This window comes from Brevibacterium sp. 91QC2O2, from assembly GCF_024580695.1.
GTDB classification, from domain to species: Bacteria; Actinomycetota; Actinomycetes; order Actinomycetales; family Brevibacteriaceae; genus Brevibacterium; species Brevibacterium moorei.
The window spans coordinates 1-23,619 of the sequence record NZ_JANIJY010000020.1; the positions used below are offsets into that span (position 1 = coordinate 1).

The following is a 23,619-nucleotide window of genomic DNA, read 5'->3' on the forward strand; positions in this document are numbered from 1 at the left end:
GATCAGGAGGTCCTGCAGATGCAGGACCTCCTGAATGATCGTCCGCGGCGGACGCTTGAGTTCCGTACGCCTCGTGAGAGACTGGATGAACTTATCAGTGGTGTTGCACTAGCACCCTGAAACCGCCGCCCGGATTCCAGACCAAATCGCCTGCGAATCAGGGCGGGACCAGACCAAAGTGACTGCTCACCGGGAGGGTCCGAAGCTTGCCCGGTTCTCAGAAGGCGGACTGGGCCAGGTCCAGGCCCGGCAGCGCCGAGTCGGTGTCCTTGACCTTGCGGCCGCCCTGCAGGACAACGCGCACATTCGCCGGGTCTGCCAGCGCGGCGATGTCGGCCAGCGGATCCACGTCGGTGATGACCATGTCGGCCAGCTTCCCGGCCTCGACCGTGCCCAGGTCCCCGTCCAGGCGCAGCAGCTGCGCGGCATTGCGGGTGCCGGCGGTGATCGCGTCCAGCGGGCTCATGCCCAGCGACACCAGGTGCTTGAGTTCCATCAGGTTCTCACCGTGGGGGCAGATGCCCGAATCGGTGCCCGTGGCGACCTTGACGCCGGCCGCGATCGCAGCGGTCACGCGTTCGCGCGCGATCGCCGACCACTTGACCTTCTTCTGGTACAGGTAATCGGGAACCAGGGCGGGATCCGGCACGCGCAGCGCGCTGGAGAGGGTCGGCACCAGGAAGGTGTCCTTCTCCAGCATCAGGTCGATGCCCTCGTCGTCGATGCCGTAGCCGTGCTCCACACTGGACACACCGCCGCGGATCGCCTCCTTGATTCCCACCGGGCCCTGTGCGTGGGCCGCCACGGGCTGGCCGGCGCGCTTGGCCATCTCCTCGACGATGATGGCGATCTGGTGGGCGCCGATGCCCACATCGTCCGGGGTGTCGGACGGGCTGGACACGCCACCGGTGGCGCAGACCTTGATCGCGTCGGCGCCGGTGCGCACCAGCGTCCGCACGGTCTTGCGCACTTCGTCATCGGAGTCCACCACGGGGTTGACACCGGCGACGGTGGCCGACAGCCCGGAGTGCACGCCGTTGGCCAGGTGGGCATCGGTGTGGCCGCCCGTGGGCGACAGGGCCGCGAGCGCCAGGTGCATGCGCGGGCCGATGATCTGCGCGCGAGCGACCGCATTGCGCAGGCTGGGGTCCTGACCGCCCAGGTCGCGCACCGTGGTAACGCCGGCGAACAGGGTCTTGCGAGCCACCAGGGCGGCTTCGAAGGCGGACTCGCCGGGGAACCGGGCCTCGACCTCGGCTGCGGGGGCCTCGATGTTGAGGCTGAAGTGGACGTGCGCGTCGATGAAGCCCGGCAGCAGGAACTTGCCGGTCAGGTCGTAGACCGGGGCCGAGGTCGCAGGCGCCTCGGTGCCCGCGTAGACCGCCGCGATGCGTCCGGCGGCCACGTCGACGGTGGCGTTTTCAACCGGGAGTGCCCCGGTACCGTCGATCAGGGTGACGCCGGTGAGGCGGTATTCATCGGTATTGGCTGGAGTGGCTGGTAGGCGGACCGGGTTCACGGTGCTTCACGTCCTAGGTTATGAGATCGGTATTGGATCGGTTGGAGATCACTTCTGACCGGGTTCCAACCTACCAAATGCGCCTGGCCGCCGAGCCGCCGCGTATGACGTCGGGTGACGTCACGTGTGACGTCGGGTGACTCCGTATGTCATCACCGTCACACATCACGGGGCCGGAGGTGTTCACTGGGGTTCACCCATCCGACAGGGAGGACTCACCATGACCTACGCACCCGGCTTCACCACCCGCTCGATCCACGCCTCGGCCGCGGCCGATACCGATGCCTTCGGTTCCGTGGTCGCGCCGTTGTACCTGAGTTCGACCTTCGCGATGGAGTCCCCCGGCGTGATGCGCGGGCCCTATGACTATGCCAGGGCGGGCAATCCGAACCGCACCGCGTTGGAGGACACCCTGGCCGGGCTGGAGGGCGCGGACTTCTGCGCCGCGGTGGCCAGCGGGATGGCCGCCGAGACCGCCGTGCTCAGCGCCCTGCTGTCCCCCGGCGACACCCTGGTGCTGCCACGCGATGTCTACGGCGGCACCGTGCGCCTGGCCGAGGACGAGTACGCCCGCTGGGGCGTGCGCATCGTCACCGTCGACACCACCGATGATGCGGACCTGGACAGGGTGCTGGCTGACGGTGCCGCGCTGGTGTGGATCGAGACGCCCTCGAATCCCTGTCTGGACGTCCTCGACATCGAATCGATCGCGGCGCGGGCCCATGCCGCGGGCGCGCTGTTGGTCGTCGATTCGACCTTCGCCTCGCCCTATGTGCAGCGGCCGCTGGAATTGGGCGCGGACGTGGTGCTGCATTCGACGACGAAGTTCATCGGCGGGCATTCGGATGTGATCGGCGGGGCGGTCCTGCTGCGTACCGATTCCCCGCGCACCAGGGAGGCCGCGGAACGGATCGAGCGCTGGATCTTCAACTCGGGGGTGGGGCAGGCGCCCTTCGACACCTGGCTGACGCTGCGCGGGGTCAAGACGCTGGCGGTGCGGATGGAGCGCCACTGCGCCAATGCGCTGGCCGTGGCCCGCTGGTTGGAGGGGCGGCCGGGGGTGGCCGAGGTCTATTACCCCGGGCTCGAATCGCACCCGCGCCACGGGCTGGCTTGCCGGCAGATGAACGGCTTCGGCGGGGTCGTGTCCTTTCGGGCCGATAGTCCGGAACTGGCCGCCGAGGTCTGTCGCAACACTCGGGTATTCACGCTGGCCGAGTCCCTGGGCGGGGTCGAATCGCTCATCGACCATCCGGCCTCGATGACGCACCGGGTGCTGGCGGACACCGAGCTGGCCGTGGACCCGGCCGTGATCCGCCTGGCCATCGGCCTGGAGGACGAGGCCGACCTCCTGGCCGACCTCGCCCAGGCCCTGCAGGCGGGGCTGGACTCTACTATCCGTCAGCTCTGAAATCGACCATTGGCGATCACTGAACTCGCCGATCGGTCAGACTGACTCGCCCAGGCCCTGCAGGCGGGGCTACGGGCGGGGCTGGAATCTATTTGATCCCGTACTTCTTCCAGCAGGCAGCCAGCGACACCAGGCTCAGCGCGGCGGAGAACATGACCCAGTACGACGGGGACTTGGCCTCGCCTGTGACCTGGGTCAGCCACAGCGCGATCGTGGGTGTCAGCCCGCCGAAGATCGCCACGCCCAGATTGTAGGAGAACGCCAGGCCGGTGCCGCGGGTTTCGGCCGGGAAGATATCGGCCATGACCGATGCCATGGGCCCGTAGTAGAACGCCTTGAACAGTGACAGCACGCTGACCAGGATGACCAGCACGATGAGCAGCGGAACCGCCTGGACCCAGGCGAAGATGCCGTAGACGCACAGCAGGATGGCCAGGCCGGCGGGCACCATCATGAGGAAGCGGTTCGTCCGGTCGGCCAGGATCCCGGCGGTGGGGCTGAAGATGAACAGCACGATGCCACCGGCCAGGGCCGCGATGAAACCGGTCTCCGGGCCCAGGCCCAGGTTCTTCACCGCGAAGGTCGGGATGAACGTGATGATGTAGTTCAGGCACGTGGACACGGCCAGCACGCCCATCGCGATGAGCATCCGCAGCTTCTGGTGTGCGAACACCTCCTTGACGGCCTGCCAGCCGGATTCCGGGGCCCTGTTCTTGTCGAACTCGGGCGATTCGGGCACGTGTCGGCGGATGATCAGGCCGGCCAGTCCCACCAGCAGGCCGATCAGGAAGGGCAGTCGGAAGCCCCAGGATTCCAGGGCCTCGGCGCTCAGGGACGTCGTGAGGAAGACGCCGATCAGGGCGGCGACGATCGTGGAAACCGCCTGGGAGGCGAACTGCCAGCTGGCGGCGAAGGCCTTCTTGTCCGGCAGGTGCTCCATCATCAGCGCGGTGGCCGCGCCGAACTCACCGCCGGCGGCGAAGCCCTGGATCAGCCGGGCGACGATGATCAGCAGGGGTGCTGCCAGCCCGATCATGTGGGCCGGCGGGGTCACGACGAAGATCAGCGTGCCGATGAACATGAGCGTGATCGTCATGGTCAGGCCGGGTTTGCGCCCGTGCCGGTCGGCGTAGCTGCCCAGCACCAGGGCGCCGATGGGCCGGATGAAGAAGGACAGGGCGAAGGTCGTCAGCGTCAGCAGCAGGGAAACGAACTCGTTGTCCGACGGGAAGAACGCCTTGGACAGGTAGACGGAGAAGTACGCGTAGATTGCGATGTCGTACCATTCCAGCGCATTGCCCACGCAGGACGCCAGGATGATCTTCCAGGGTTTGAGCTGCTTGCCGGTGGGGGCTTCAGGGTTCTGCGCTGCGGTCTGTGCGCTCATGCCCTATCGCCGAACCAGTCGGCGGGGTTGCGGCTCAGGTCGGCGAAGACCTCGCGCATGATGGCGTAGCCGGATTCCAGGATCGAAACCAGCGCGTGCTCATTGGGCGCGTGCTGATTGCAGCCGGGGTAGGAGTGCGGCAGCCAGACCGTCGGCAGGTTCAGCACCTCGGCGAACACGTCGTTGGGGATGGTGCCACCCAGGTTCGGTTCGATCGCCGCATCCGTGCCCGAGGCCGTGCGCACCGCCCGCGCGGCCGCCCGGGCCGCGGGGGCCTCGGGATCCAGGCGCGTGGCGTTCATCTGCTCGCCGGCGCTGACCTCGACCCCGGTGATGCCGGCGTCGGCCAGGGCCCGGCGGACCGCGCCTGCCAGGTCGGTGTCGTCGGTGCCCACCACGTAGCGCAGCTGTATCACCGCGCGGGCGGAGCCGGGGATCGCGTTGACGGGGGCGTCCGGGTCGCCGGCGGTGAAGGCCAGGACCTCCAGGACGTTGAAGCCCAGGACCTTCTCATCGGGGGTCAGCCCGGGTTCGCCCCAGGTGGGGTCGACCGCGGGGTCGTCGGGGGCCGGGGGCAGGTCCGGCAGGGCGTCGATGGTGGCGCGCACGGAGTCCGGGATGCGGCCGGGACGCAGGGCGGCGGGGCGGATTCGGCCGGTGCCGTCGACCAGGGCGTTGATGGCCGCGGCGATGACGGTGGCGGGGTTGCGCAGTTTGCCGCCCCAGTTGCCGGAGTGGTTGCCGCCCTCTCGCAGATCGCAGACGAGGTCGAAGGTCGCGCAGCCGCGCGAGCCCAGGAAGATCGTCGGGGCGTCGGCTGCGTAGCGGGGGCCGTCGGAGCCGATGAACAGGTCGGCGGCCAGCAGGTCCCGGTTGGCCTCGGCGAAGGCGCGCAGGCCCAGGGAGCCGGATTCCTCCGCGGTTTCCAGGAGCACTGTGACGTTGTAGCCCAGGCGGTTGTCCGGGGCCGCGGCGATCGTGTCGGCCAGGGCGACGTGGTTGACGGTGTGCTGGCCCTTGTTGTCGGCGCTGCCGCGGCCGTAGAGCCGGTCGCCCTCGCGGGTGAGTTTCCAGGGGTCCAGGCCGGAGCGCCACTGTTCGGGGTGGGCGAACTGCACATCGGCGTGGCCGTAGAGCAACACGGTGGGCAGGTCGGGCGATTCGATCCGCTGGGCGACCAGCAGCGGGTGTTCGGTGGATTTCGGGTTCTCGTGGACGGCGGCGGTGAAGCCCGCGGCGGTCAGTTCCGGGATGATCTCCGCATTCAGATAGTGCAGCATGTTCTCCCGGCAGTTGCCGGCCTGGCTCTCCGTGGCGATGGCGACGCGACGGTCCAGAGCTTCGATGATTCGATCAATGGGAGTACTCATCCTCCCATTTTCCCACCGGCGTTCATGCAGGTGAGCAGCGAGGTGGGAAGAACAAAGCGACCCCCGCACTCCGAACCCCTGAAAGGGTTCGGAGTGCGGGGATCGCTTTGGAGTACGCCGGGGCTAGGTTAGCTCAGGCGTGCAGGTCGAACCGGTCCAGCTCGGCGACCTTGGCCCAGGCGGCCACGAAGTCGTTGACGAACTTCTCCTTGGCGTCATCGGAGGCGTAAACCTCGGCGACGGCGCGCAGTTCGGAGTTCGAACCGAAGACCAGGTCCGCGCGGGTGGCGCGGAAGACCTTCTCGCCGGTCGCGTCCTCGGTCGCCTCGAAGGCGTGCGAGCCCGGATCCAGCGGCTTCCAGGAGTACTTCATGTCGAGCAGGTTGACGAAGTAGTCGTTCGTCAGCACGCCCGGCTTATCGGTCAGCACACCGTAGTCGGAGCCGTCCCAGTTGGTGCCCAGCTGGCGCATGCCGCCGAGCAGCACGGTCATCTCCGGAGCCGAAAGGTTCAGCAGGTTGGCGCGGTCGACCAGCAGGTATTCCGCCGGCTGGCCCTGCGCGCGGGCGGATTCGTAGTTGCGGAATCCGTCGGCTGCCGGGTTCAGGTACTCGAACATGTCCGTGTCCGTGAGTTCCTGCGTCGTATCCACACGGCCGGCGTGGAACGGCACGGTGACATCGAAGCCGGCTGCCTTGGCAGCCTGCTCCACGCCCACATTGCCGGCGATGACGACGACGTCGGCGAAGGACACCTGCTTGCCGTCGGTGGCCTCGGCGTTGAAGGCCTCCTGGATGCCCTCGAGCACCGGGATGACCTTGTTCAGCTGTGCGGGGTTGTTGACTTCCCAGCTGCGCTGCGGTTCCAGACGGATGCGGCCGCCGTTGGCGCCGCCGCGCTTATCGGAGCCGCGGAAGGAGCTTGCGGCGGCGAAGGCGGTGGAGACCAGTTCGGACACGGACAGGCCGGACTCGGCGATCTTGGCCTTGATGGCGTCGACGTCGGCGGAGTCGATCTGCTTGTAGTCCGCCGCGGGGATCGGATCCTGCCAGATCAGGTCCTCGGCCGGAACCTCGGCGCCCTTGTAACGGGTCTTCGGACCCATATCGCGGTGGGTCAGCTTGAACCAGGCGCGGGCGAAGGCGTCGGTGAAGGCGGCCTGGTCGTCCTTGAACTTCCGGGAGATCTTCTCGTAGGCCGGGTCGACGCGCAGCGAGATGTCGGTCGTGAGCATGCGGGGCTCGCGACGGCCCGAACCCTGTGCCATCGGCACCATGTCGGAGCCGCCGCCGTCCTTCGGGCGCCAGTGGAAGTGGCCACCCTCGCCGACGACGCATTCCCATTCGTAGGCGAACAGGATGTGGAAGAACTCGTTGTCCCAGCGGGTCGGGTGGTAGGTCCAGGTGACCTCGATGCCCGAGGTGATGGTGTCGTTGCCCTTGCCCTCACCGAAATCGTTCTTCCAGCCCAGGCCCATCTGCTCCATCGGAGCGGCTTCCGGCTCCGGACCGTTGTGTTCGCCGTCGGGGGCGGCGCCGTGGGTCTTGCCGAAGGTGTGGCCACCGGCGATCAGGGCGACGGTTTCCTCGTCGTTCATGCCCATGCGGCCGAAGGTGTCGCGGATGTCCGAGGCCGCGGCAGCCGGATCCGGCTGGCCTTCGGGGCCCTCCGGGTTGACGTAGATGAGGCCCATGGTCGAGGCGCCCAGCGGCTTCTCCAGCCGGCGTTCCTCCGTGTAGCGCTCATCGGTGCCCAACCAGGACTTCTCCGAGCCCCAGTAGACGTCGTCGTCCGGTTCCCAGGCTTCGGGGCGGCCGCCGCCGAAGCCGAAGGTCTTGAAGCCCATGTGCTCCAGCGCGACGTTGCCGGCCAGGATCATCAGGTCGCCCCAGGACAGGGACTTGCCATACTTCTGCTTGACGGGCCACAGCACGCGGCGGGCCTTGTCCAGGCTGCCGTTGTCGGGCCAGCTGTTCAGCGGGGCGAAGCGCTGCTGACCGGTGCCGCCGCCACCGCGGCCGTCGAACACGCGGTAGGTGCCGGCCGAGTGCCAGGCCATGCGGATGATGAACGGGCCGTAGTACTGGAAGTCGGCCGGCCACCAGGGCTGCGAGGTGCTCAGGGTCTTGTCGATATCCGCCTTGACCTGGTCCAGGTCAAGGGCTTCGAACGCCGCGTTGTAGTCGAAGTCCGCGCCGTTGGGGTTGGCCACGGCGGGGTTCTTCGCCAGGATCTTCAGGTTGAGACGCTCGGGCCACCAGTCACGGTTCGTGGTGCCGAATTCCGCGGCCTTGTCCGCACCGGCGCCCTTGTAGTCCACAACGCTGGGCATGACCGGGCACTTGCCGGCTTCTGCACCATTGACATCAGTAGTCACTGTTATTTCCTTTCCTCGTGATGAGTGGAAGCTGTTGATTCGTGGGGGAACTGTGGGTCCCGGGTTTCCGGGGTTTCCTTGGGTTCCGAGGTGTCCCGGAGTTCCGGGGATTCCTGGGTTTCGCAGTCCCGGCAGATGCCGCGGAACGTCACCGCGGCCTCCAGGATGCGCATGCCGTGATCGTGATCCGGACGCAGGCAGGGGGCCTGACCGACGACGCACGCGACGTCTTCGATCCGGCCGCACACTACGCACTGCACATGGTGGTGGTTGTTTCCCACCGCCGGTTCGTAGAGGGCCCCACCGGAATCCGGGAGGTCCAAACGGCGCAGCAGTCCGGCGTGGGACAGGTCGCCCACGATGTTGTGCACGGACTGCGGGGACAGGCTGGGCAGTTCCGCACCCAGCGCCCGGTGAATATCGGAGGCCGAACAATGATGATGGCCGTCCAGGTATTCCAACACGGCAACCCGCCCCGCGGTCACCCGCAGGCCACCGGCGCGCAGGCGTTCGGCCAATGCGTCCGGGGTTGTCGTTCTGTTCATGTCTTCAGTGTACAACTTTTGAGTCATTCAAAAAAGGGGTTTGGGGAGGTTTTTTTGGGTTGGGCCACGTTCAGTCGGGGCACCCATTACCTGTCAGGAATGCATCCACGTGCTGCGCGGCTACGGCGAAACCAGGGCTGCCATGGACCCGCCCCAGCCGGTTGGCCCGCGCACTCAACCAGAGTAAGAACTCCTCGCGCGTGCTGGCACCGGACAGGGCGTCGTCGAGCGCTTCGGCGTAGGTCAGGGCTCGTGCGAGTCGGGGGCGATCGTCAGCGCTGGCATCGGCGACGTCCTCCCGGAGTCCGGCCAGTGCCTGAGTCCAGGGCGAGTTGGGGTCGTCACTGGGTTCAGCCTGGGTCTCCAGAGCTTGCAGCAGCTGAAACCGGACGCCGTAGGGAAACACGTGGTGGACTGCGTCTCCACCGCCGGCCTCACCGTCGGATCCGTCGTCGAGGCTTTGCCCGCTGGGCAATGCGAAGCCGATGAAGTCCCGCAGGGTGTGCACGTCTACTACCCGATATCCCGCACTAATGCGGGTGTCCGCCTCCGTCAGCTGTAGGGCTAGGACCAGCAGCTGTGCCTCAGGGCGCCCGCCGGGTTCGATCATCACGGAGCTACTCCCCTATTCCCTGGGCAGGTTTCCCAGTTTCGCTGCCACTTTATCTAGGAGATCCGACTTAGAGCGCATAGTCTGTCTCACCGCTGTCTTGGACCCGCATCACCCCACCGCACCCGCCTTACCAGCCACGCCCGCATTGCCCGCCCCCGAGGCCCCACCCGTGATCCGCCGGTACGCAGCCCTGAATGCGGGGTTGGGGTGGGGTGGGCGCCGGACAGTGCAGACACAACCTGGGCCATGGACTGGTCCGGGTCCACGCCCAGGTGCCGTGCCGCGTACAGCGCGGCTACCGTGGGCGTGCGACTGTATGCCTGGACGCAGTGCAGCAACACTGTGTGTCCTTCCGCGCGCAGGGTCGCCACCATGTCCGCGGCCTGTGTGAGCACATAGTCCATGTGGGCGCTACCCGCGGGGTCGCCGGCATCGGGCAGCCAGACGGCCACGCGGTCCTCGCGCGAAACCCGGGCCGGAACCTGTTTCCGGCCAATACGGCACAGCGATACGACTGCGTCCACCTCGCGGGGCAGATCGTCCAAGGCACGGACGCCGCCTAAGTACAGACCGGAATCGTGCGGGTCCTGCACACAGGTGGTGATCCTGTCCCAGGCCGAATAGTTCATCCGGTCGACTTGGGGCCAGAGGTTGTCCGTTACTTCCGAATCTTCTTCCGAATACTCAACCAGGCCTGCCTGCTCGATGGCGTTTTCGATCAGTTCCTCGCTGCGCCAGCCCGGCCAGCCGTGGATGGCCCGCTTCCAGTCCAGGGGGACTGCGCTGACGCCGTAGGTCGCGCCGATCAGCCCGCCGGCGATCGCCGCGACCGTATCCGTATCCCCGCCGCTGCGCACGGCCAGCTCCAGGGCGCGCTGCAGGTGGCGCGGGTCGTTATCGGCCCGGTCGCCTGTGTGCACGATGGACGACCAGGCCGCTTGGAGGGCGTGGACCACCCACCCGTTGCGGGAGAAGTGGGTGGGCGGGTTGACCTCGGCCTCGGCGATGCGGGATTCCCAGAGTTTCAGTGCGCTCTGCCAGCTCCGCATCATCGTCCACGCCGCCGCTGCTGACCGTGTTGTGAAAGAAGTCCGTGTCGTAGAGCCCCACCCGGATGTCCAGCTCCCCGGTGAGCACCGCGTGGGTGATCGCGGAGCTCCACAGGGCGCAGGCCTCGCGGGCGTCCTGGTGCGGGTGCGTCAGTGCGCTCTGTTCCTGGGCGTAGACGGCACCGGGACCGTGCAAGCCCGCCAGCCCCGCGGGTACGGTCCGCATGAGCGAGCCGTTGCCGGCCGCGTCAGGGAAGTGCTGCTGATAGGCGGCTGCGGCGGCCATGGCTTTGGCCGCCGACCCTTCGTCCTCGACTCCCCTATCCGTGACCGAGGCTCCACTGGACCGCCGCCGGGCGTCGCCCAGTACCGCGCGGGTCTGGTTGCCGACGTCCTTAGCGTCACGGGCCCAGTCAATCGACTGTTCCACGACCGGGTCCAGACAGTAGCTGCGCATCCGGTCTTGCAAGGTCAGCAACGGGATGGCCATGGAGGTGTCGTCGGTCCATTCGCCGGGTTCCCAGTCGAAGGCTCCGCCGCCCTTCATCTCGATGGGCATGTGGTCCGGGTAGGGTCCGCCGAATTCGTATCCAGCGCCCAGCGCATCGCCGCAGGCCATTCCCACCATGGCACCGGCAGCGCGATCACACCGAGCCCTACCGGGACTCCCACGGCAAGACCCTGGACGAATACCCCCGGCCTTCGGTGGCGGTGGACACTGCAGTGCTCACGGTTGCCGAGGATCGGCTGGGCGTGGTCGTCGTCGAACACGAGGGCGGACTCCGCCTACCCGGCACCTTTTTGCATCAAGGCGAGTCCCTGGCCGATGCGGTGGCCAGGGCTCTGCGCGACAAGGCCGGCATCACCGGCAGGATGCCGCAGCAGCTGCACGTTTTCGATGCCCAGGGGCGTGATGATCGCGGCTGGGTGATTTCCGTGGCGCATATGGTGGCCCTTCCCGCCGAGGCCATGGCCCGCTGCCGCATCATCCCCGCGGCAGGTGCCTCGGGCCTGGATTTCGACCACGATCAGATTGTGGCCCGCGCCGTGCAACAGCTACGACAGGACTACGCCGAACGCCCGGACCCAGGACACATGCTGGCCGACGAGTTCACCATGTTGGAGCTCCACCGCCTCCACAAGGCAGTAGACCCCGGCACCGCCCAGAAGGACACCTTCCGCCGGGCCATGTCGAAGCATGTCGAGGACACCGGAAGGCTGGAGGGCGGGACCGTGGGGAAGCCAGCACGGTTGTTCAGGCGGGTTGAGGGGTAGATTCCTGACGGCCGACGCCGTGGTCCGGGCGGACCCGACGCTACTTGCCGAAGCCTCCGAACTTTCCGATTGCATCCCGCACCGCAGTGGCCGTAACGCCTTCCTCCCCCACCGCGTTCAACGCTTTCTGCAATTCGCGCAGACCATTCTTGATGGCTCGTTCCTCTCCGGTCAGCTGCGATGCGAAGGATTTGTCCAGCAAGTACTCCCGGTTATCTGTGGACAGCGCCAGCACATAGTCCAAGAACATTTCCAGAATTCGTCCCGCAGTTCCCGGATCGGTGCCCTCCGGCGCAACGGGGCATAGCTGCAGCTTCCCGGCCCAGATCCGTTCGTCCAAGGAATCACGCGACAGCGTCAGCGCAACTGCGTTCCGTGAGATCTTGCCTGGTTCGACGGCCCGCACATCGTGCACGATCTGATGGAAGTGATCGTCTCCCAGGCCGAAGCCGACGAGCACCAACCGCTTGGTCACCAAGCTTGCCTTGACCAGGGCAGCCAGCACATTCCGATTGGCGTCGAAACCCAGGTAGTCATCGCGCGTCAGCACGATCGAGTCCTGGTCGGTCACAGAGCCGTGCATCTTCAACAGCCAGCGGGTAGCGTCGTCATCCGTTCCCCTATCGTCCATACTGGGGATGACCGCACAGGGTGCTCCCGCGTCTTCACTGGCCTTCTCGAAGAGGGTGTCGTAGTTCAGCGTGATGGCCTGTTCCAGCGGAAGCGAAGCCAACAGCGTCGGTGCCAGACCGTATCGGTCCACTTCAACGATTCCAGCCACGGCACGGTTGAACTTCGCTTGATCTCCATAGACGCTGAGCAGGATCTTTGCCTGGTCCAGCACGTTCTTCCCGGACAGCCTCTCGCGCTCACTATCAGTCAGACCAGCGCCGACGGCCAGATCATCCACCAGGCCGCCCCAGCTGGGGGCTCCTGCAGACATACTGACGCCCGCGCCCATAAATGGGACGATCTTCCCAGCGATTGTATCCTTCGCCAGGTCGCCGGCCATCGCCTTCAGCTCGCCGTTGAGCTCCGACCAGCCGGTCCCCGGATTCGCTCGCCGAATCCGCTGGGCCAGTGCCAGCTGGGCTGCGTCGCGGACGACCAGCACGATGTCGACCTGGTACCGTTCCGCCGCCATTACTGCAGCTTTCAGGATGGTCTGAATGAGGTCGCCGATGACCGCGGCCCCGCCACCACCGCTGGCCCCCAATACTGGCATTGCCAGCAACGGCAGAGGGCGCCCGTGCAATAGCGCACAGCTGCCCATCCCCCTGGCCCGCCTCTGTCTGGTACTCCATGCTGCGGTCGATCGCTCGTCGAGCGACAGCCGCGAATTCGTCAATGATCGGTGCGAACTCGTCGGCATCCCGAAACCTGTAGAAGGGCACCGCGGTGAACACCGGCAGTGGACCGGGCCCCGGCCAGGAATCAGGCGCTGCCGCACTAGTGCTCCCTGACAAGAAGTCCTCATTGTGAAAGCCCGCGATAGCCTTCTCAAGTTCCGAGTTATCCCTGCGCCAGTGTCGGCGTACGCTCAACGTCTGATCCGTCGGCACCATCCAGGCGCTACAGGCTACGTGCGTCAGGTCTCCACGGGTCACAAACACATGCGGGGTCACCATTGGTCTACTTTCTTCGAGTGAGCACCCCAATCTACCGTCACCCTATTCCGTACGCCGACGCGTCGAACACGCGCGGGCTCGTGTCTGAGATAGCGAGTAGCATTTGTCTTGTACCAGTCCCCACATCAAAACTATAAGCAGAGGCACCATGTCCGACCGTCCCCGCCCAGACGACCAGGCCACATCGTCCAACCACAACGGTGCACGCTCCAATGCATACATCCCAAACGGCACAGTGCCTCCTCAGCCGGTAGTGCCTCCCACAGCCAAGTTCACGGAAGGCTACACTGCCCCAGGCTTTCGACCGGTTGCGTCTTCTCCCGATCAAACCTCTTGGAAACCACCAAAACACATCATATGGGGCACCTGTGGTTTCATCGTCGGGCTCCTCGCATCTACAGTAGTCGTCGTCCTACAAGGAGTTTGGAGCTCCTCCGCTGACAATCCGAGAGAAACAGCCCGGCAAGGTCTTGCCGATGCAGTAGACCAATGTGACCTTGGAGCTTCCGATATCGCGGCAGTTGCAGGCGACGGACAATCCGTCAGTTTTGACGGGATCGGAAAGCATGGTGCTGAAGACTTCGATGACCTGCGCTGCCTCGGGAATTTTCTAGAGATGCCCGATTCCGTCACTGAGGAAATGGCACATACCCGCGCCCTCGATGGCCGACAGGAAGACGAGTGGGGAGACTACCGGGTGACTTGGAGTTACCATCCCGATGATGGCATGAATGCCGTATTTTCCGTACACGTCAACGAACATTAAAACGGCTACAAGGAAATACAGAAACATACGTCTTATTCCGGGCATTTCAAAGAAGTCTCAACTATTCCGGATAGAGGGTGTAGAGGAGTATCCAACAGGAATAGGCGTGTCGACCTCACGACTTTCACCAGACTCGGCCTACGTGCTGTTGGCCAGCACCTTGCACCGGACCAGGCGATCATCTCGTGTACCGTCGTCGAGCCAGACGACTAGTGCCACCGCTGCGGGTCTCCCAGTACTCCACGCGACATGCTGGTGCGCAGGCTTGCCCACCAACTGTCAGGCTGGCGACCGACCACTTTGCACGTCCGCCGGTATAAGTGCACAGAATGCGGACCGTCTGGCGGCAGGATATGAGCGCTACTGCCAAACCGCGCACGAAGCTGTCGTGGACGGGACTGCGGTGGGCGCTGGAGGAAATCGTCTGCCAACACCTCACCGTCGTTTGTGTTGCCGAGAGTCCGACAGCGTCCTGGGATACCGCCAGTTCCGCAGTCCTTGCTGAGGACCGCAGGGTGCTCACCAACAGACCGGAGCGCTTCACCGGTGTGAACGAACCCTCACGACGATAAATACAGCTCGAAACCGTGCCTCGCATCATGAGCCACTCTTCGGAAACAGACCCGGCCGCGACCTGGCCGACGCGCACTGCGGAATACTTCACCTGTCCGAGCTGCTGCTACCCGAACTGGCCAGCTATCTTCGTGACACCACCACAGTGACCAGGACCCTCGCAGAACGGCCTTGAGCGCTCAGGCCGAGTCTATGGGGCACTGCCCCACCGCATGTTCTACTCCCAGTCCTATGACACCCCCGTAGCCGGCACCAAAATAGGACTGGGGGTACAAAACGCGGCAGCAGAGCCCGGAAAACAAAAATGGCCCGGCATCTGCCGGACCATTTTCACACCGTGCGCGAGGGGGGACTTGAACCCCCACGACCTTGCGATCACTGGCACCTGAAGCCAGCGCGTCTACCAATTCCGCCACTCGCGCAACAAGGAATACATTACACAGCCGGGACCCCGCCGCAAAATCGAGAACCCCCGAAAATCCGCCCCACAGCCCCACTGAGACGAAGAACACACATGCAGGACGATTTCCACACCCTGTCAAATCGCCTGAGCCCCTGGTAAAACCTACTCAAGAAGGCTGTTTTACCGCTGTATTCAGCCTCAGCCGGTACCATGAACCCAGTAAAGAGCAGGTCCCGTTTGCCGGGACCTCTTGAAGTCTGTGTACGTACAGGCGGTCGACGGGACCGAGTCATCGGTACCGTGGGCCACCGGACCCTGTGGAAGGAGGCGAGCTGTATGAGCGTCATGGATCGCTTTGAGAAGCGCATCGAACGTTTCGTCAACGGGGCCTTCGCCAAGGTCTTCCGGTCCCAGGTCGAACCCGTCGAACTCGCCGGCGCCCTGCGCAAGGAAAGCGATACCCGCGCCGCCGTGGTCTCCCGCGGCCGCACGCTGACGGCCAATAGCTATGTCATCGAGCTGTCCCAAGGCGACTACGAACGCCTCGGGCCCATCGAGGACGACCTGCGCCCCGAACTGCGCCAAGTCGTCGCAGAACACGCTGCCGAACAGGGCTACAGCTGTGTCGGACCCATCACCGTGTCCTTCGAAATGGCCGACGACCTGGACACCGGCATGTACCGCGTCCGCGCGACCACCCGGCGCCCCGACGGCTCGCCCGCGGCCCAGCCGGCCAACCGGGGCGGCTACGACCCGCCATCGCGGGCCAACCCGATCGTCGCCGAGGCCTATGAGCAGTCCCAGGAGAACCGCGTGCGGTCCGGGCAGGGCAACACCTACCCCGGTCCCGCAGATTCCGCAGCCGCCGCTCGGCGCGCGGCCGGCGCCACCGGATGCAAGTACTTCTTCACGGTCGACGTGGGCGATCGCAGCTACAACCTCAAACAGGGCACCACCGTCTTCGGCCGCTCCTCGAACAGCGCGGACATCGTCTTGAGCGACCCCGGAATCTCCCGGCGCCACTTCGAGATCGCCGTCGACGGCAACCACGCCACCGCCAGTGACCTGGGTTCGACCAACGGCACTCTGTTCGACGGCCGCCCGATCACCAGCATCACCCTGACAGACGGCGTCACCCTGGTCGCCGGCGACACCCACGTGACCTTCCATCAGACGGAAACCGGAGCGCAATGACTGAGCTGACCGTCGTCACCCTGCGCCTGGGGTTCTTCGTCCTGCTGTGGCTGTTCGTGTTGATCACCGCGGTCGTGCTGTGCCAGGACATCTTCTCCCCGCGGGGCAAGCGCCGCGCCGCGCGCGCGGCGAAGAAGGCCGCACGCTCTGGAAAACCGGCGGCCGCCCCGGCGCAGCCCCGCCAGGAACCGGCGCACCAGACCGCCCCGCCCGCACCACCGGCACCGGCGGCCATGCCGCGCGAACTGGTCGTCACCTCGGGCCCCCTGGTGGGTGTCGCGGTGGCACTGGGCACCTCGGCGATCAGCCTGGGCCGCGCAGGTGACAACACCGTCGTGCTCGAAGACGACTTCGCCTCCGGCCACCACGCCCGTGTCTACCCCGGCCCGCAGGGCTGGATCCTGGAGGATCTGGGCTCGACCAACGGCACCTTCCTCGGACAGCAGAGGGTGACCGGCTCCATCCAGCTGCCCACCAACGTCCCCCTGACCGTGGGACACACGACTCTGGAGCTTCGCACGTGACCAACGATTTCATGCTCCGCACGGCTGCCCGGTCGAACACCGGGCTGGTACGGAAGAACAACCAGGACTCCGGTTACGCCGGTCCGAACTTCCTGCTCATCGCCGACGGCATGGGCGGTCACGCCGGCGGCGACGTCGCCAGCGCCATCACCGTCTCCCAGTTGGAGCCGCTCGACCACCCGGACCAGGGCTCCGACGCGATGGAGAACCTGCGGTCGTCCATCCTCACCGCCAATGAGCGGATCACCAATACGGTGGCCACCCAGCCCGAACTGGCCGGGATGGGCACCACCGTCACCGCCCTGCTGCGCAGCGGCGAACAGCTGGCCCTGGCCCACATCGGCGACTCCCGCGCCTATCTGCTGCGCGGCGGCATCCTGACCCAGATCACCTCCGACCACACCTTCGTGCAGATGCTGGTCGACGAAGGCCGCATCACCCCCGAAGAGGCCGAAACCCACCCACAGCGCTCCGTCGTGATGCGCGTCCTGGGCGATGTGGGCCAGGCCCCCGAACTCGATATGTCCATCCGCGAGGCCCGCCCCGGCGACCGCTGGATGCTCTGTTCCGACGGCCTCACCGGCTTCGCCGACATCGACGAGATCTCCACCCGGATGGAGCAGATCGACGATCCCGGCGCCTGCGCCGACGCGCTGATCGACCTGGCCCTGGGCGGCGGTGGCGGCGATAACGTCACCGTGCTCATCGGCGATGTGGTTCCGGCCGACCGCACAGGCCTGCGCACCCCGGGTGTCGCGGTGGGCTCCGTGGCGATCAACCCGCAGTACGCCCGGCTGGGCATCAGCGGCACTCCCACCGGGCAGATCCCGGAGGTCGACGAGGCTTCCGAGGACGACACCGTCGGCCTGCCCCGGGCGAACCAACCGGCGCCGGCCGCCCTGCCTGACGAGGCCTCGGCGGCAGAACCCGTGCCAGGCTTCCTCGCATCCGAGACCCCGGAAGCAGCCGCTGCAGCCGAAACCCCCGCCGAGGACGCGGAACCCGCCGCGTCCTCCGCCGCACACGATTCCGCAGACGCAGACGCAGACGCGGATGCCGAACGGGCCTGGCGCGAATCCGGCGCCCAGCCGGCCACCCAGCCCTTGACCGCGGCACAGCGGCCCGACGCCGGCCACAACGCTGGCGAACCGGCGGACTCCGAGTCCGCCCAGGACTCCCAGCGTGCCGCTGCGCGCTCCGCCGGCTCCGCGGACTCCAACTCCAAAGACGCCGATTCCGAGGGCCGGATCCCCGCCTGGCGGCTGTCGGGCACCGAGGACGAGTCCGAGGACCCGGAGCCCAAACACGCCAAGCACGCCGATTCGGCAGAAACGGAAGAGGACGCACCCGCCCCCCACGAGCCCAAGCGCCGCCGCGGCCTGGTCGCCACGATCACCACACTCGCGGTGATCGTCGTACTGGCCGCCGCCGGTTTCCTGGGCTGGCGCTATCTGCAAGCGCAGTACTACGTGACCGCCTCCGACGGCCGGGTGGCCGTCTATTCGGGGGTATCGCAGAACCTCGGACCGTTCTCTCTGAGCAACCTCTCGGAGACCACCGACGTGCAGACCGCGGACCTCAGCGACTACTCCCGAGAACGACTGGACCAGACGATCCCGGCGACCTCCAAGCAGAACGCCGACGAGATCGTCACATCGCTGCGCGAAGAAGCCCAGCAGAACAGCCAGTCCGGCGATACCATCAAGGGCGGCGCCACCGATGCGACCGCCAACGACCCCGCGCCCTCACAGGGCGGGGGTGACCAATGATGTCCGCCGCACCTTTGGCGGTGGACGCGGCGCAGGCCGAGTCCACGCCGCAGGAGCGCCCGCCGCACACCTACCGCTGGGTCGAACTGATACTGATCCTGGTAGCCGTGGGCATCAGCGCCCTGGCCTATGCCCTGGTGGGCATCGGCACCCAGGACACGGTCCCGGCCAACGTCTACGAATACACCGGCTGGCTGCTGGCCCTGGGCCTGTTCCTGCACCTGCTGACCTGGTGGCGGGCCAAGTACGCCGATCCGATCATCACCCCGGTTGCGGTGCTGCTCAACGGCCTGGGCCTGGCCATGATCTTCCGGATCGACCAGACCACCCTGGGCCGCGAACACCCCACCCACGCCGCGCAGAACCAGCTGATCTGGATGACCCTGGGCTGCATTCTGGCCTGCGTGGTGATCTTCTTCCTGCGCGACCACCGGATCCTGCGCCGCTGGATCTACCTGTTCGGCCTGGCCGGCATCGTGCTGCTGCTCCTGCCCATGGTCCCCGGCCTGGGCAAGGAGGTCTACGGTGCCCGGATCTGGATCCACATCGGCTCGAATTCCTTCCAGCCCGGTGAGATCGCGAAGATCTGCATGGCCATCTTCTTCGCCGGCTACTTCAACACCTACCGCGATCAGCTGACCCTGGCCGGCAAGAAGATCCTGGGCCTGCGCCTACCGCGCCTGCGCGACTGCGGCCCCATGGCCATCGCCCTGGTCTGCGCCTTCGCAGTGTTGGTGGTGGAGAAGGATCTGGGCACCGCCCTGCTGTTCTTCGGCATGTTCGTCGCCATGCTCTACATCGCCACCGGCATCAAGACCTGGATCGTCATCGGCCTGGCGGCCTTCGGGGCCGTGGCCTTCCTCGCCAGCCGGATCTTCACCCATGTGCAGCAGCGCGTGGACGGCTGGCTGCACGCGCTGGACCCCGAACAGTACGACAAGAAGGTCGGCAACTCCTACCAGCTGGTCCAGGGCATGTTCGGCATGGCCCAGGGCGGGCTGGGCGGTACCGGCCTTGGCAAGGGCCGACCGCAGATCGTGCCCTTCGCCAACTCCGACTTCATCTACACCAGCCTGGGCGAGGAACTGGGCATGGTTGGCCTGTTCGCCATCCTGGTGCTCTACCTGATCTTCGTGCAGCGCGGCTTCAAGACCGCCCTGAAACTGCGCGACGGCTTCGGCTCCCTGCTGGCCGCGGGCCTGGCCTTCGCCGTGGCCCTGCAGGTGTTCACGGTGGTGGGCGGCGTGACCCGCCTGATCCCCCTGACCGGCCTGACCCTGCCCTTCATGGCGGCAGGCGGTTCCTCGCTGATCGCCAACTGGATCATCCTGGGCCTGTTGCTGCGCATCAGTGACTCGGCCCGTCGCCCCCTGTCCGAACTGCCGGCGGGCTCCCTGCGCGCAGCCCCTGTGACCAGCGAGAACCCGATCGTCAGTGAGCGCGCGGCCGCCCGGGCCTCGGCGGATTCCGGCATGCTGCCGGCGGTAGCCGAGGACGCGCCCGGTTCCGCCGCCCAACCGGGCGGCCCCTGGTCGCAGGCAGCACAGGCCGGCTCCGGCCTCGGCGACCCGTATGGCACCCCCGACCCGCAAGAGGACATGGCGACCGAGGCCTTCCCCGCCCTGCGCGCCCGTGCCCAGCACAGACTCGACGAGCAGGGTTACGAACAGCGGGGCCACGACCAATCCCCGGCAGAGAACTACGATCCGTACTCCAGCCCGCAGGAGACGAACCCCGATGGAGGTGAGAACCGATGATGAAATCACTGCGCCACGTCAGTATCGTGGTCCTGATCATGTTCGGTCTGCTCTTCGGTTCGACCAGCGTGCTCCAGTACGTGCAGGCCGACTCGTTGCGCGCGGATGGACGCAATTCGCGCACCCTGATCGACGATCTGTCCCGCCCACGCGGCCCGATCCTGATCGACGGCACCCCGATCGCCAAATCGGTGCCCGTGGACGACGCCTATAAGTATCAGCGCGAATACGGCACCGGCAAGTACCCGGCCGCCATGTACTCCAACCTGACCGGCTACTTCTCCATCACCTCGGGCACCTCGGGGCTGGAGAACAAAATGAACGGGCTGCTCTCGGGCACCGACGACGCCCTGGCGTTCTCCCGGGTCCAGGATGTGCTCACCGGCGAACAGACCAGGGGTGCCGCGGTGGAACTGTCCATCGACCCCAAGGCGCAGAAGGCGGCCTGGGACGGACTGGGCGACCAGAAGGGCGCGGCCGTCGCCCTGGACCCCAAGACCGGGAAGATCCTGGCCATGGTCTCCAAACCGGGCTGGAACCCCAATAAGCTGGCCACGCACGACCGCGACGCGGCCGTCAAGGCGGCGGAGAACTACAGCTCGGATCCCGAGAAGGCCTATTACAACCGCGCGATCGCCGGCAACCGCTATCCCCCGGGCTCGACCTTCAAACTGGTCACGGCCTCGGCTGCCCTGGAAGCCGGCAAGACGGAGGATTCGACCGTCGCATCGCCCAATCAGCTCAACATCGGCAGGTACTCGATGCGCAATGCCGGTGGCGAAACCTGCGGCGACGGCAAGACGACCACGATCAAGGACGCCCTGACCATCTCCTGCAATACCGCCTTTGCCAATCTGGGCATCGACAACGGCTACGACAAGATGCTGGCCCAGGCCAAGAAGTTCGGCTTCGAGAAGAGCAATCTGCAGATCCCGCTGGACGTCGTGAAGTCGGTCTTCCCGTCGACCAACGACGACAAGTCGATGCTGGCCAAGGCCTCGATCGGCCAGCAGGACGTGCAGGTCACCCCCTTGCAGGTCGCCATGGTATCCGCTGCGATCGCCAATCAGGGCACGGTGATGGAACCCCAGCTGATCAAGCAGGTGAAGAACCAGAAGACCCTCAAGGTCATCGAGAAGCCGGGCAAGAAGAGCATGGGCCGGGCGATCAGCAAGAAGACCGCCTCGCAGCTGACCGACATGATGGAAAGCGTCGTGGACAAGGGCACCGGCCGATCGGCACAGATCTCCGGAGTCAAGGTGGCCGGCAAGACCGGCACGGCCCAGCACGCGGAAGGTGGACATCCCCACGCCTGGTTCACCAGTTTCGCCCCGGCCGACGACCCACAGGTCGCCGTGGCCGTGGTCGTGGAGAACGGTGGCAATGCGGGCAGTGAGGCATCGGGCGGCCGGGTGGCCGGCCCGATCGCAAAGGACATGATGGAAGCGGTGATCGATAAATGAGACCTCAGCCGGGAACCGTGCTGGGCGGTCGCTATGAACTCACGAGCAAGATCGCCGTGGGTGGCATGGGCGAGGTCTGGAAGGGCCGCGACACCGTGTTGGAACGCGACGTCGCCGCGAAGATCATGAAGGAGGAGTACCTGTCCGACCCCGCCTTCCTGGCCCGCTTCCGTGCGGAGGCCAGGTCGATGGGCGCCGTTTCGGACCCCGGCATCGCCGGCGTCTACGACTACGGTGAGGAGAACGGCTCCCCCTATCTGGTGATGGAGTACGTCCCGGGCGAGGCACTGTCGAACATCCTCGACCGCAACGGCAAGCTCAGCGTGCCCGATTCCCTCGAGGTGGTGGCCCAGGCGGGCACCGCCCTGGGTGCCGCGCACCGGGCCGGGGTGGTCCACCGCGACATCAAGCCGGGCAATCTGCTCATCACCCCCGATTTCAAGGTCAAGATCACCGACTTCGGGATCGCCCGCGTGGCCGACCAGGCCCCGCTGACCAAGACCGGCCAGGTGATGGGCACGGCCCAGTACCTGGCACCGGAACAGGCCACGGGCAAGGGCTCCGTGCCCCAGTCCGACCTGTACTCCCTGGGCATCATCCTCTACGAGTGCCTGGTCGGCAAGCGCCCCTTCATGGGCGAGTCACAGGTGGAGATCGCGATCGCGCAGGTCAACTCCCCGCCCCCGCCGCTGCCCGATTCGGTTCCGCTGCCCGTGCGCCGACTGGCCGAGTGCATGCTTGCCAAGAAGCCCGAGCTGCGTCCTGCCAGCGGTTACGCCCTGGCCGAGGCCGCCCGCGCGTTGAAGGCCGGGGACTTCCCCGCTGCCGCCGCCGCGGTCCCGCAGCTGGACCCCGGCTCGAACGGCACTCAGGCCGCGACCACGGTGATGCCTGCAGGCGGCGATGCGCCGACCACGGTGATGAATGCGACCGGAAGCCAGCCGACCACCGCCTACTCGCCGGCCACCGCGGTCAACCCGTCGGTGAACACCGGGGCCTATCAGCCCTATGCGCAGTACCCGGCCACCAATGCGACGGGTAATCTGCCGGTCGGCGGTGACGAGCCCGCGGCTCCCAAGAAGAAGTCGGCCGGCGCGATCGTGGGCCTCATCGTGGCGATCCTCGTCGTACTGGGGCTGCTCGTCTGGGGCGGCACCGCGCTGCTGGGCAACCGCTCGGGCGGCACGGCCACGCCCGGGTCCGGCGCATCGGCGACCCCGGGGACCATCAAGCTGGACCCTGACGACTTCATCGGTTTGAGCAGGACGGCCGCCCGCAAGGAATTGAAGGATCTGGGGCTCAAGGCCAAGTTCAAAGAGACCAGCTCCTCCCAGGAGGCCGGCACCGTCATCCGGGTGGGCAAGAACGACGACGGGGAATACGAGTTCGAGGCCGGGGACACCGTCACCCTGACGATCTCCACCGGCGATTCCTCGGATTCCGACTCCTCCGGCTCCTCCTCATCCTCGGGTTCCAGCTCGTCGAGCTCGAACGGGTCCTCGTCCTCCAGCGGCTCGTCCAGGTCCTCGGGCTCCAGTTCGTCCTCGGGCTCCAGCTCCTCCTCGAACGGGTCCTCGTCGTCCAGCGGTTCCTCGCGGTCCTCGGGATCCTCCGATGACGAGGGCGGCTCGGATTCCGAGGGCAGCAGCTCCTCTAGCGGATCCTCGAAGTCCTCCGGATCCTCCGATGACAACGGCGACGACGATGGCTCCGACAGCGGTTCCAAGGGATCGGATGAGGATTCGAACGGATCCGCGGAGTCCAGCGGCTCGTCGAGTTCGAGCGACTCGAAGGGTTCAAGCTCCAGTGCGAACGGGTCGTCGCAGAATTCCGGGACCTCGACGTCCAAGGGTGGTGCCGACAACGGCGGCTCCGGGAACAACGGTGAGGCCGCAAAGGCCGACAAGGGTTCAAACGGCTCCGACGGCTGAGGACCGCAACCGGTCCCATATGACAGGATGACCCTACAGGATTCGGAACTGACCGATTGATGAAA

General features: G+C 66.3%; 16 protein-coding genes, 1 tRNA gene and 2 pseudogenes. 9 read left to right on the forward strand and 10 right to left on the reverse strand.

What is annotated here, in order from left to right; genetic code table 11:
• Nucleotides 1-217: 217 nt before the first annotated feature.
• Nucleotides 218-1,519 carry an amidohydrolase family protein gene (locus tag NQ036_RS12220; RefSeq protein ID WP_257059313.1) on the reverse strand — a complete coding sequence of 434 codons (1,302 nt, stop codon included), beginning with the start codon at nucleotides 1,517-1,519 and terminating at the stop codon, nucleotides 218-220.
• Nucleotides 1,520-1,739: 220 nt separating this feature from the next.
• On the opposite strand from NQ036_RS12220, the gene NQ036_RS12225 reads away from it, so the two are divergent.
• Nucleotides 1,740-2,930: a PLP-dependent aspartate aminotransferase family protein gene (locus NQ036_RS12225; RefSeq protein ID WP_257059316.1), complete on the forward strand. Its 1,191-nt coding sequence runs from the start codon at nucleotides 1,740-1,742 to the stop codon at nucleotides 2,928-2,930.
• 88 nt (nucleotides 2,931-3,018) lie between these two features.
• Here the strand turns inward: NQ036_RS12225 and NQ036_RS12230 are convergent, their stop codons facing one another.
• From NQ036_RS12230 to NQ036_RS12260, 7 genes and pseudogenes are all read right to left on the reverse strand, one after another.
• A complete protein-coding gene (locus NQ036_RS12230) occupies nucleotides 3,019-4,317 on the reverse strand; it encodes an MFS transporter (RefSeq protein WP_257059318.1) in 1,299 nt (432 codons plus the stop codon).
• Nucleotides 4,314-5,687 (reverse strand): M20/M25/M40 family metallo-hydrolase, encoded by a 1,374-nt coding sequence (locus NQ036_RS12235; RefSeq protein ID WP_257059321.1) that lies wholly within the window; start codon nucleotides 5,685-5,687, stop codon nucleotides 4,314-4,316. Before NQ036_RS12235 ends, NQ036_RS12230 begins: the two co-directional genes overlap by 4 nt.
• 133 nt (nucleotides 5,688-5,820) lie before the next feature.
• Entirely contained in the window at nucleotides 5,821-8,019 is a 2,199-nt protein-coding gene (gene katG / locus NQ036_RS12240; RefSeq protein ID WP_257059430.1) for a catalase/peroxidase HPI, read from the reverse strand.
• Nucleotides 8,020-8,066: 47 nt separating this feature from the next.
• Entirely contained in the window at nucleotides 8,067-8,609 is a 543-nt protein-coding gene (locus NQ036_RS12245) for a Fur family transcriptional regulator (RefSeq protein WP_257059325.1), read from the reverse strand.
• Nucleotides 8,610-8,679: 70 nt separating this feature from the next.
• The gene (locus NQ036_RS12250; RefSeq protein ID WP_257059327.1) at nucleotides 8,680-9,222 is read right to left on the reverse strand and encodes a hypothetical protein; all 543 of its coding nucleotides are present in this window, start codon (nucleotides 9,220-9,222) and stop codon (nucleotides 8,680-8,682) included.
• An 86-nt stretch (nucleotides 9,223-9,308) separates the two neighbouring features.
• Complete coding sequence (locus tag NQ036_RS12255; protein ID WP_257059329.1) at nucleotides 9,309-10,271, reverse strand: ADP-ribosylglycohydrolase family protein; 963 nt, start codon at nucleotides 10,269-10,271, stop codon at nucleotides 9,309-9,311.
• 127 nt (nucleotides 10,272-10,398) lie between these two features.
• Nucleotides 10,399-10,899: pseudogene (locus tag NQ036_RS12260) on the reverse strand (ADP-ribosylglycohydrolase family protein); the annotation flags it as partial.
• 95 nt (nucleotides 10,900-10,994) lie between these two features.
• Between NQ036_RS12260 and NQ036_RS12265 the strand changes: the two are divergent.
• On the forward strand, nucleotides 10,995-11,546 hold the full coding sequence (locus NQ036_RS12265; protein ID WP_257059345.1) for an NUDIX hydrolase: 552 nt from the start codon (nucleotides 10,995-10,997) through the stop codon (nucleotides 11,544-11,546).
• Between the two features lie 40 nt (nucleotides 11,547-11,586).
• On the opposite strand, the gene NQ036_RS12270 is transcribed toward NQ036_RS12265, so the two are convergent.
• Nucleotides 11,587-12,690 carry an SIR2 family protein gene (locus tag NQ036_RS12270; protein ID WP_257059346.1) on the reverse strand — a complete coding sequence of 368 codons (1,104 nt, stop codon included), beginning with the start codon at nucleotides 12,688-12,690 and terminating at the stop codon, nucleotides 11,587-11,589.
• Between the two features lie 1,313 nt (nucleotides 12,691-14,003).
• Here NQ036_RS12270 and NQ036_RS12275 point away from each other — a divergent pair.
• Nucleotides 14,004-14,491: pseudogene (locus NQ036_RS12275) on the forward strand (ISL3 family transposase); the annotation flags it as partial.
• Nucleotides 14,492-14,851: 360 nt separating this feature from the next.
• Here the strand turns inward: NQ036_RS12275 and NQ036_RS12280 are convergent.
• Nucleotides 14,852-14,935, reverse strand: a tRNA-Leu gene (locus NQ036_RS12280).
• A 317-nt stretch (nucleotides 14,936-15,252) separates the two neighbouring features.
• On the opposite strand from NQ036_RS12280, the gene NQ036_RS12285 reads away from it, so the two are divergent.
• The 6 genes from NQ036_RS12285 to NQ036_RS12310 are packed head-to-tail and all read left to right on the forward strand — an operon-like array spanning nucleotide 15,253 to nucleotide 23,554.
• Nucleotides 15,253-16,110 carry a DUF3662 and FHA domain-containing protein gene (locus NQ036_RS12285; RefSeq protein WP_257059347.1) on the forward strand — a complete coding sequence of 286 codons (858 nt, stop codon included), beginning with the start codon at nucleotides 15,253-15,255 and terminating at the stop codon, nucleotides 16,108-16,110.
• Nucleotides 16,107-16,634 carry an FHA domain-containing protein gene (locus tag NQ036_RS12290; protein ID WP_257059348.1) on the forward strand — a complete coding sequence of 176 codons (528 nt, stop codon included), beginning with the start codon at nucleotides 16,107-16,109 and terminating at the stop codon, nucleotides 16,632-16,634. The genes NQ036_RS12285 and NQ036_RS12290 overlap by 4 nt, the downstream gene beginning before the upstream one ends.
• On the forward strand, nucleotides 16,631-18,403 hold the full coding sequence (locus NQ036_RS12295; protein ID WP_257059349.1) for a protein phosphatase 2C domain-containing protein: 1,773 nt from the start codon (nucleotides 16,631-16,633) through the stop codon (nucleotides 18,401-18,403). The genes NQ036_RS12290 and NQ036_RS12295 overlap by 4 nt, the downstream gene beginning before the upstream one ends.
• The gene (locus tag NQ036_RS12300; RefSeq protein ID WP_257059350.1) at nucleotides 18,403-20,160 is read left to right on the forward strand and encodes an FtsW/RodA/SpoVE family cell cycle protein; all 1,758 of its coding nucleotides are present in this window, start codon (nucleotides 18,403-18,405) and stop codon (nucleotides 20,158-20,160) included. Before NQ036_RS12295 ends, NQ036_RS12300 begins: the two co-directional genes overlap by 1 nt.
• Nucleotides 20,157-21,623 (forward strand): penicillin-binding protein 2, encoded by a 1,467-nt coding sequence (locus NQ036_RS12305; protein ID WP_257059351.1) that lies wholly within the window; start codon nucleotides 20,157-20,159, stop codon nucleotides 21,621-21,623. The genes NQ036_RS12300 and NQ036_RS12305 overlap by 4 nt, the downstream gene beginning before the upstream one ends.
• The gene (locus tag NQ036_RS12310) at nucleotides 21,620-23,554 is read left to right on the forward strand and encodes a protein kinase (protein WP_257059353.1); all 1,935 of its coding nucleotides are present in this window, start codon (nucleotides 21,620-21,622) and stop codon (nucleotides 23,552-23,554) included. The genes NQ036_RS12305 and NQ036_RS12310 overlap by 4 nt, the downstream gene beginning before the upstream one ends.
• Nucleotides 23,555-23,619: the final 65 nt, after the last annotated feature.

Coding starts and splice junctions, on each gene's coding strand:
- NQ036_RS12225 (WP_257059316.1), top strand. CDS start 1,740: ATGACCTACGCACCCGGCTTCACCACCCGCTCGATCCACGCCTCGGCC.
- NQ036_RS12230 (WP_257059318.1), bottom strand. CDS start 4,317: ATGAGCGCACAGACCGCAGCGCAGAACCCTGAAGCCCCCACCGGCAAG.
- NQ036_RS12235 (WP_257059321.1), bottom strand. CDS start 5,687: ATGAGTACTCCCATTGATCGAATCATCGAAGCTCTGGACCGTCGCGTC.
- katG (WP_257059430.1), bottom strand. CDS start 8,019: ATGCCCAGCGTTGTGGACTACAAGGGCGCCGGTGCGGACAAGGCCGCG.
- NQ036_RS12245 (WP_257059325.1), bottom strand. CDS start 8,609: ATGAACAGAACGACAACCCCGGACGCATTGGCCGAACGCCTGCGCGCC.
- NQ036_RS12255 (WP_257059329.1), bottom strand. CDS start 10,271: ATGCGGAGCTGGCAGAGCGCACTGAAACTCTGGGAATCCCGCATCGCC.
- NQ036_RS12270 (WP_257059346.1), bottom strand. CDS start 12,690: ATGGCGGCGGAACGGTACCAGGTCGACATCGTGCTGGTCGTCCGCGAC.
- NQ036_RS12285 (WP_257059347.1), top strand. CDS start 15,253: ATGAGCGTCATGGATCGCTTTGAGAAGCGCATCGAACGTTTCGTCAAC.
- NQ036_RS12290 (WP_257059348.1), top strand. CDS start 16,107: ATGACTGAGCTGACCGTCGTCACCCTGCGCCTGGGGTTCTTCGTCCTG.
- NQ036_RS12300 (WP_257059350.1), top strand. CDS start 18,403: ATGTCCGCCGCACCTTTGGCGGTGGACGCGGCGCAGGCCGAGTCCACG.
- NQ036_RS12305 (WP_257059351.1), top strand. CDS start 20,157: ATGATGAAATCACTGCGCCACGTCAGTATCGTGGTCCTGATCATGTTC.
- NQ036_RS12310 (WP_257059353.1), top strand. CDS start 21,620: ATGAGACCTCAGCCGGGAACCGTGCTGGGCGGTCGCTATGAACTCACG.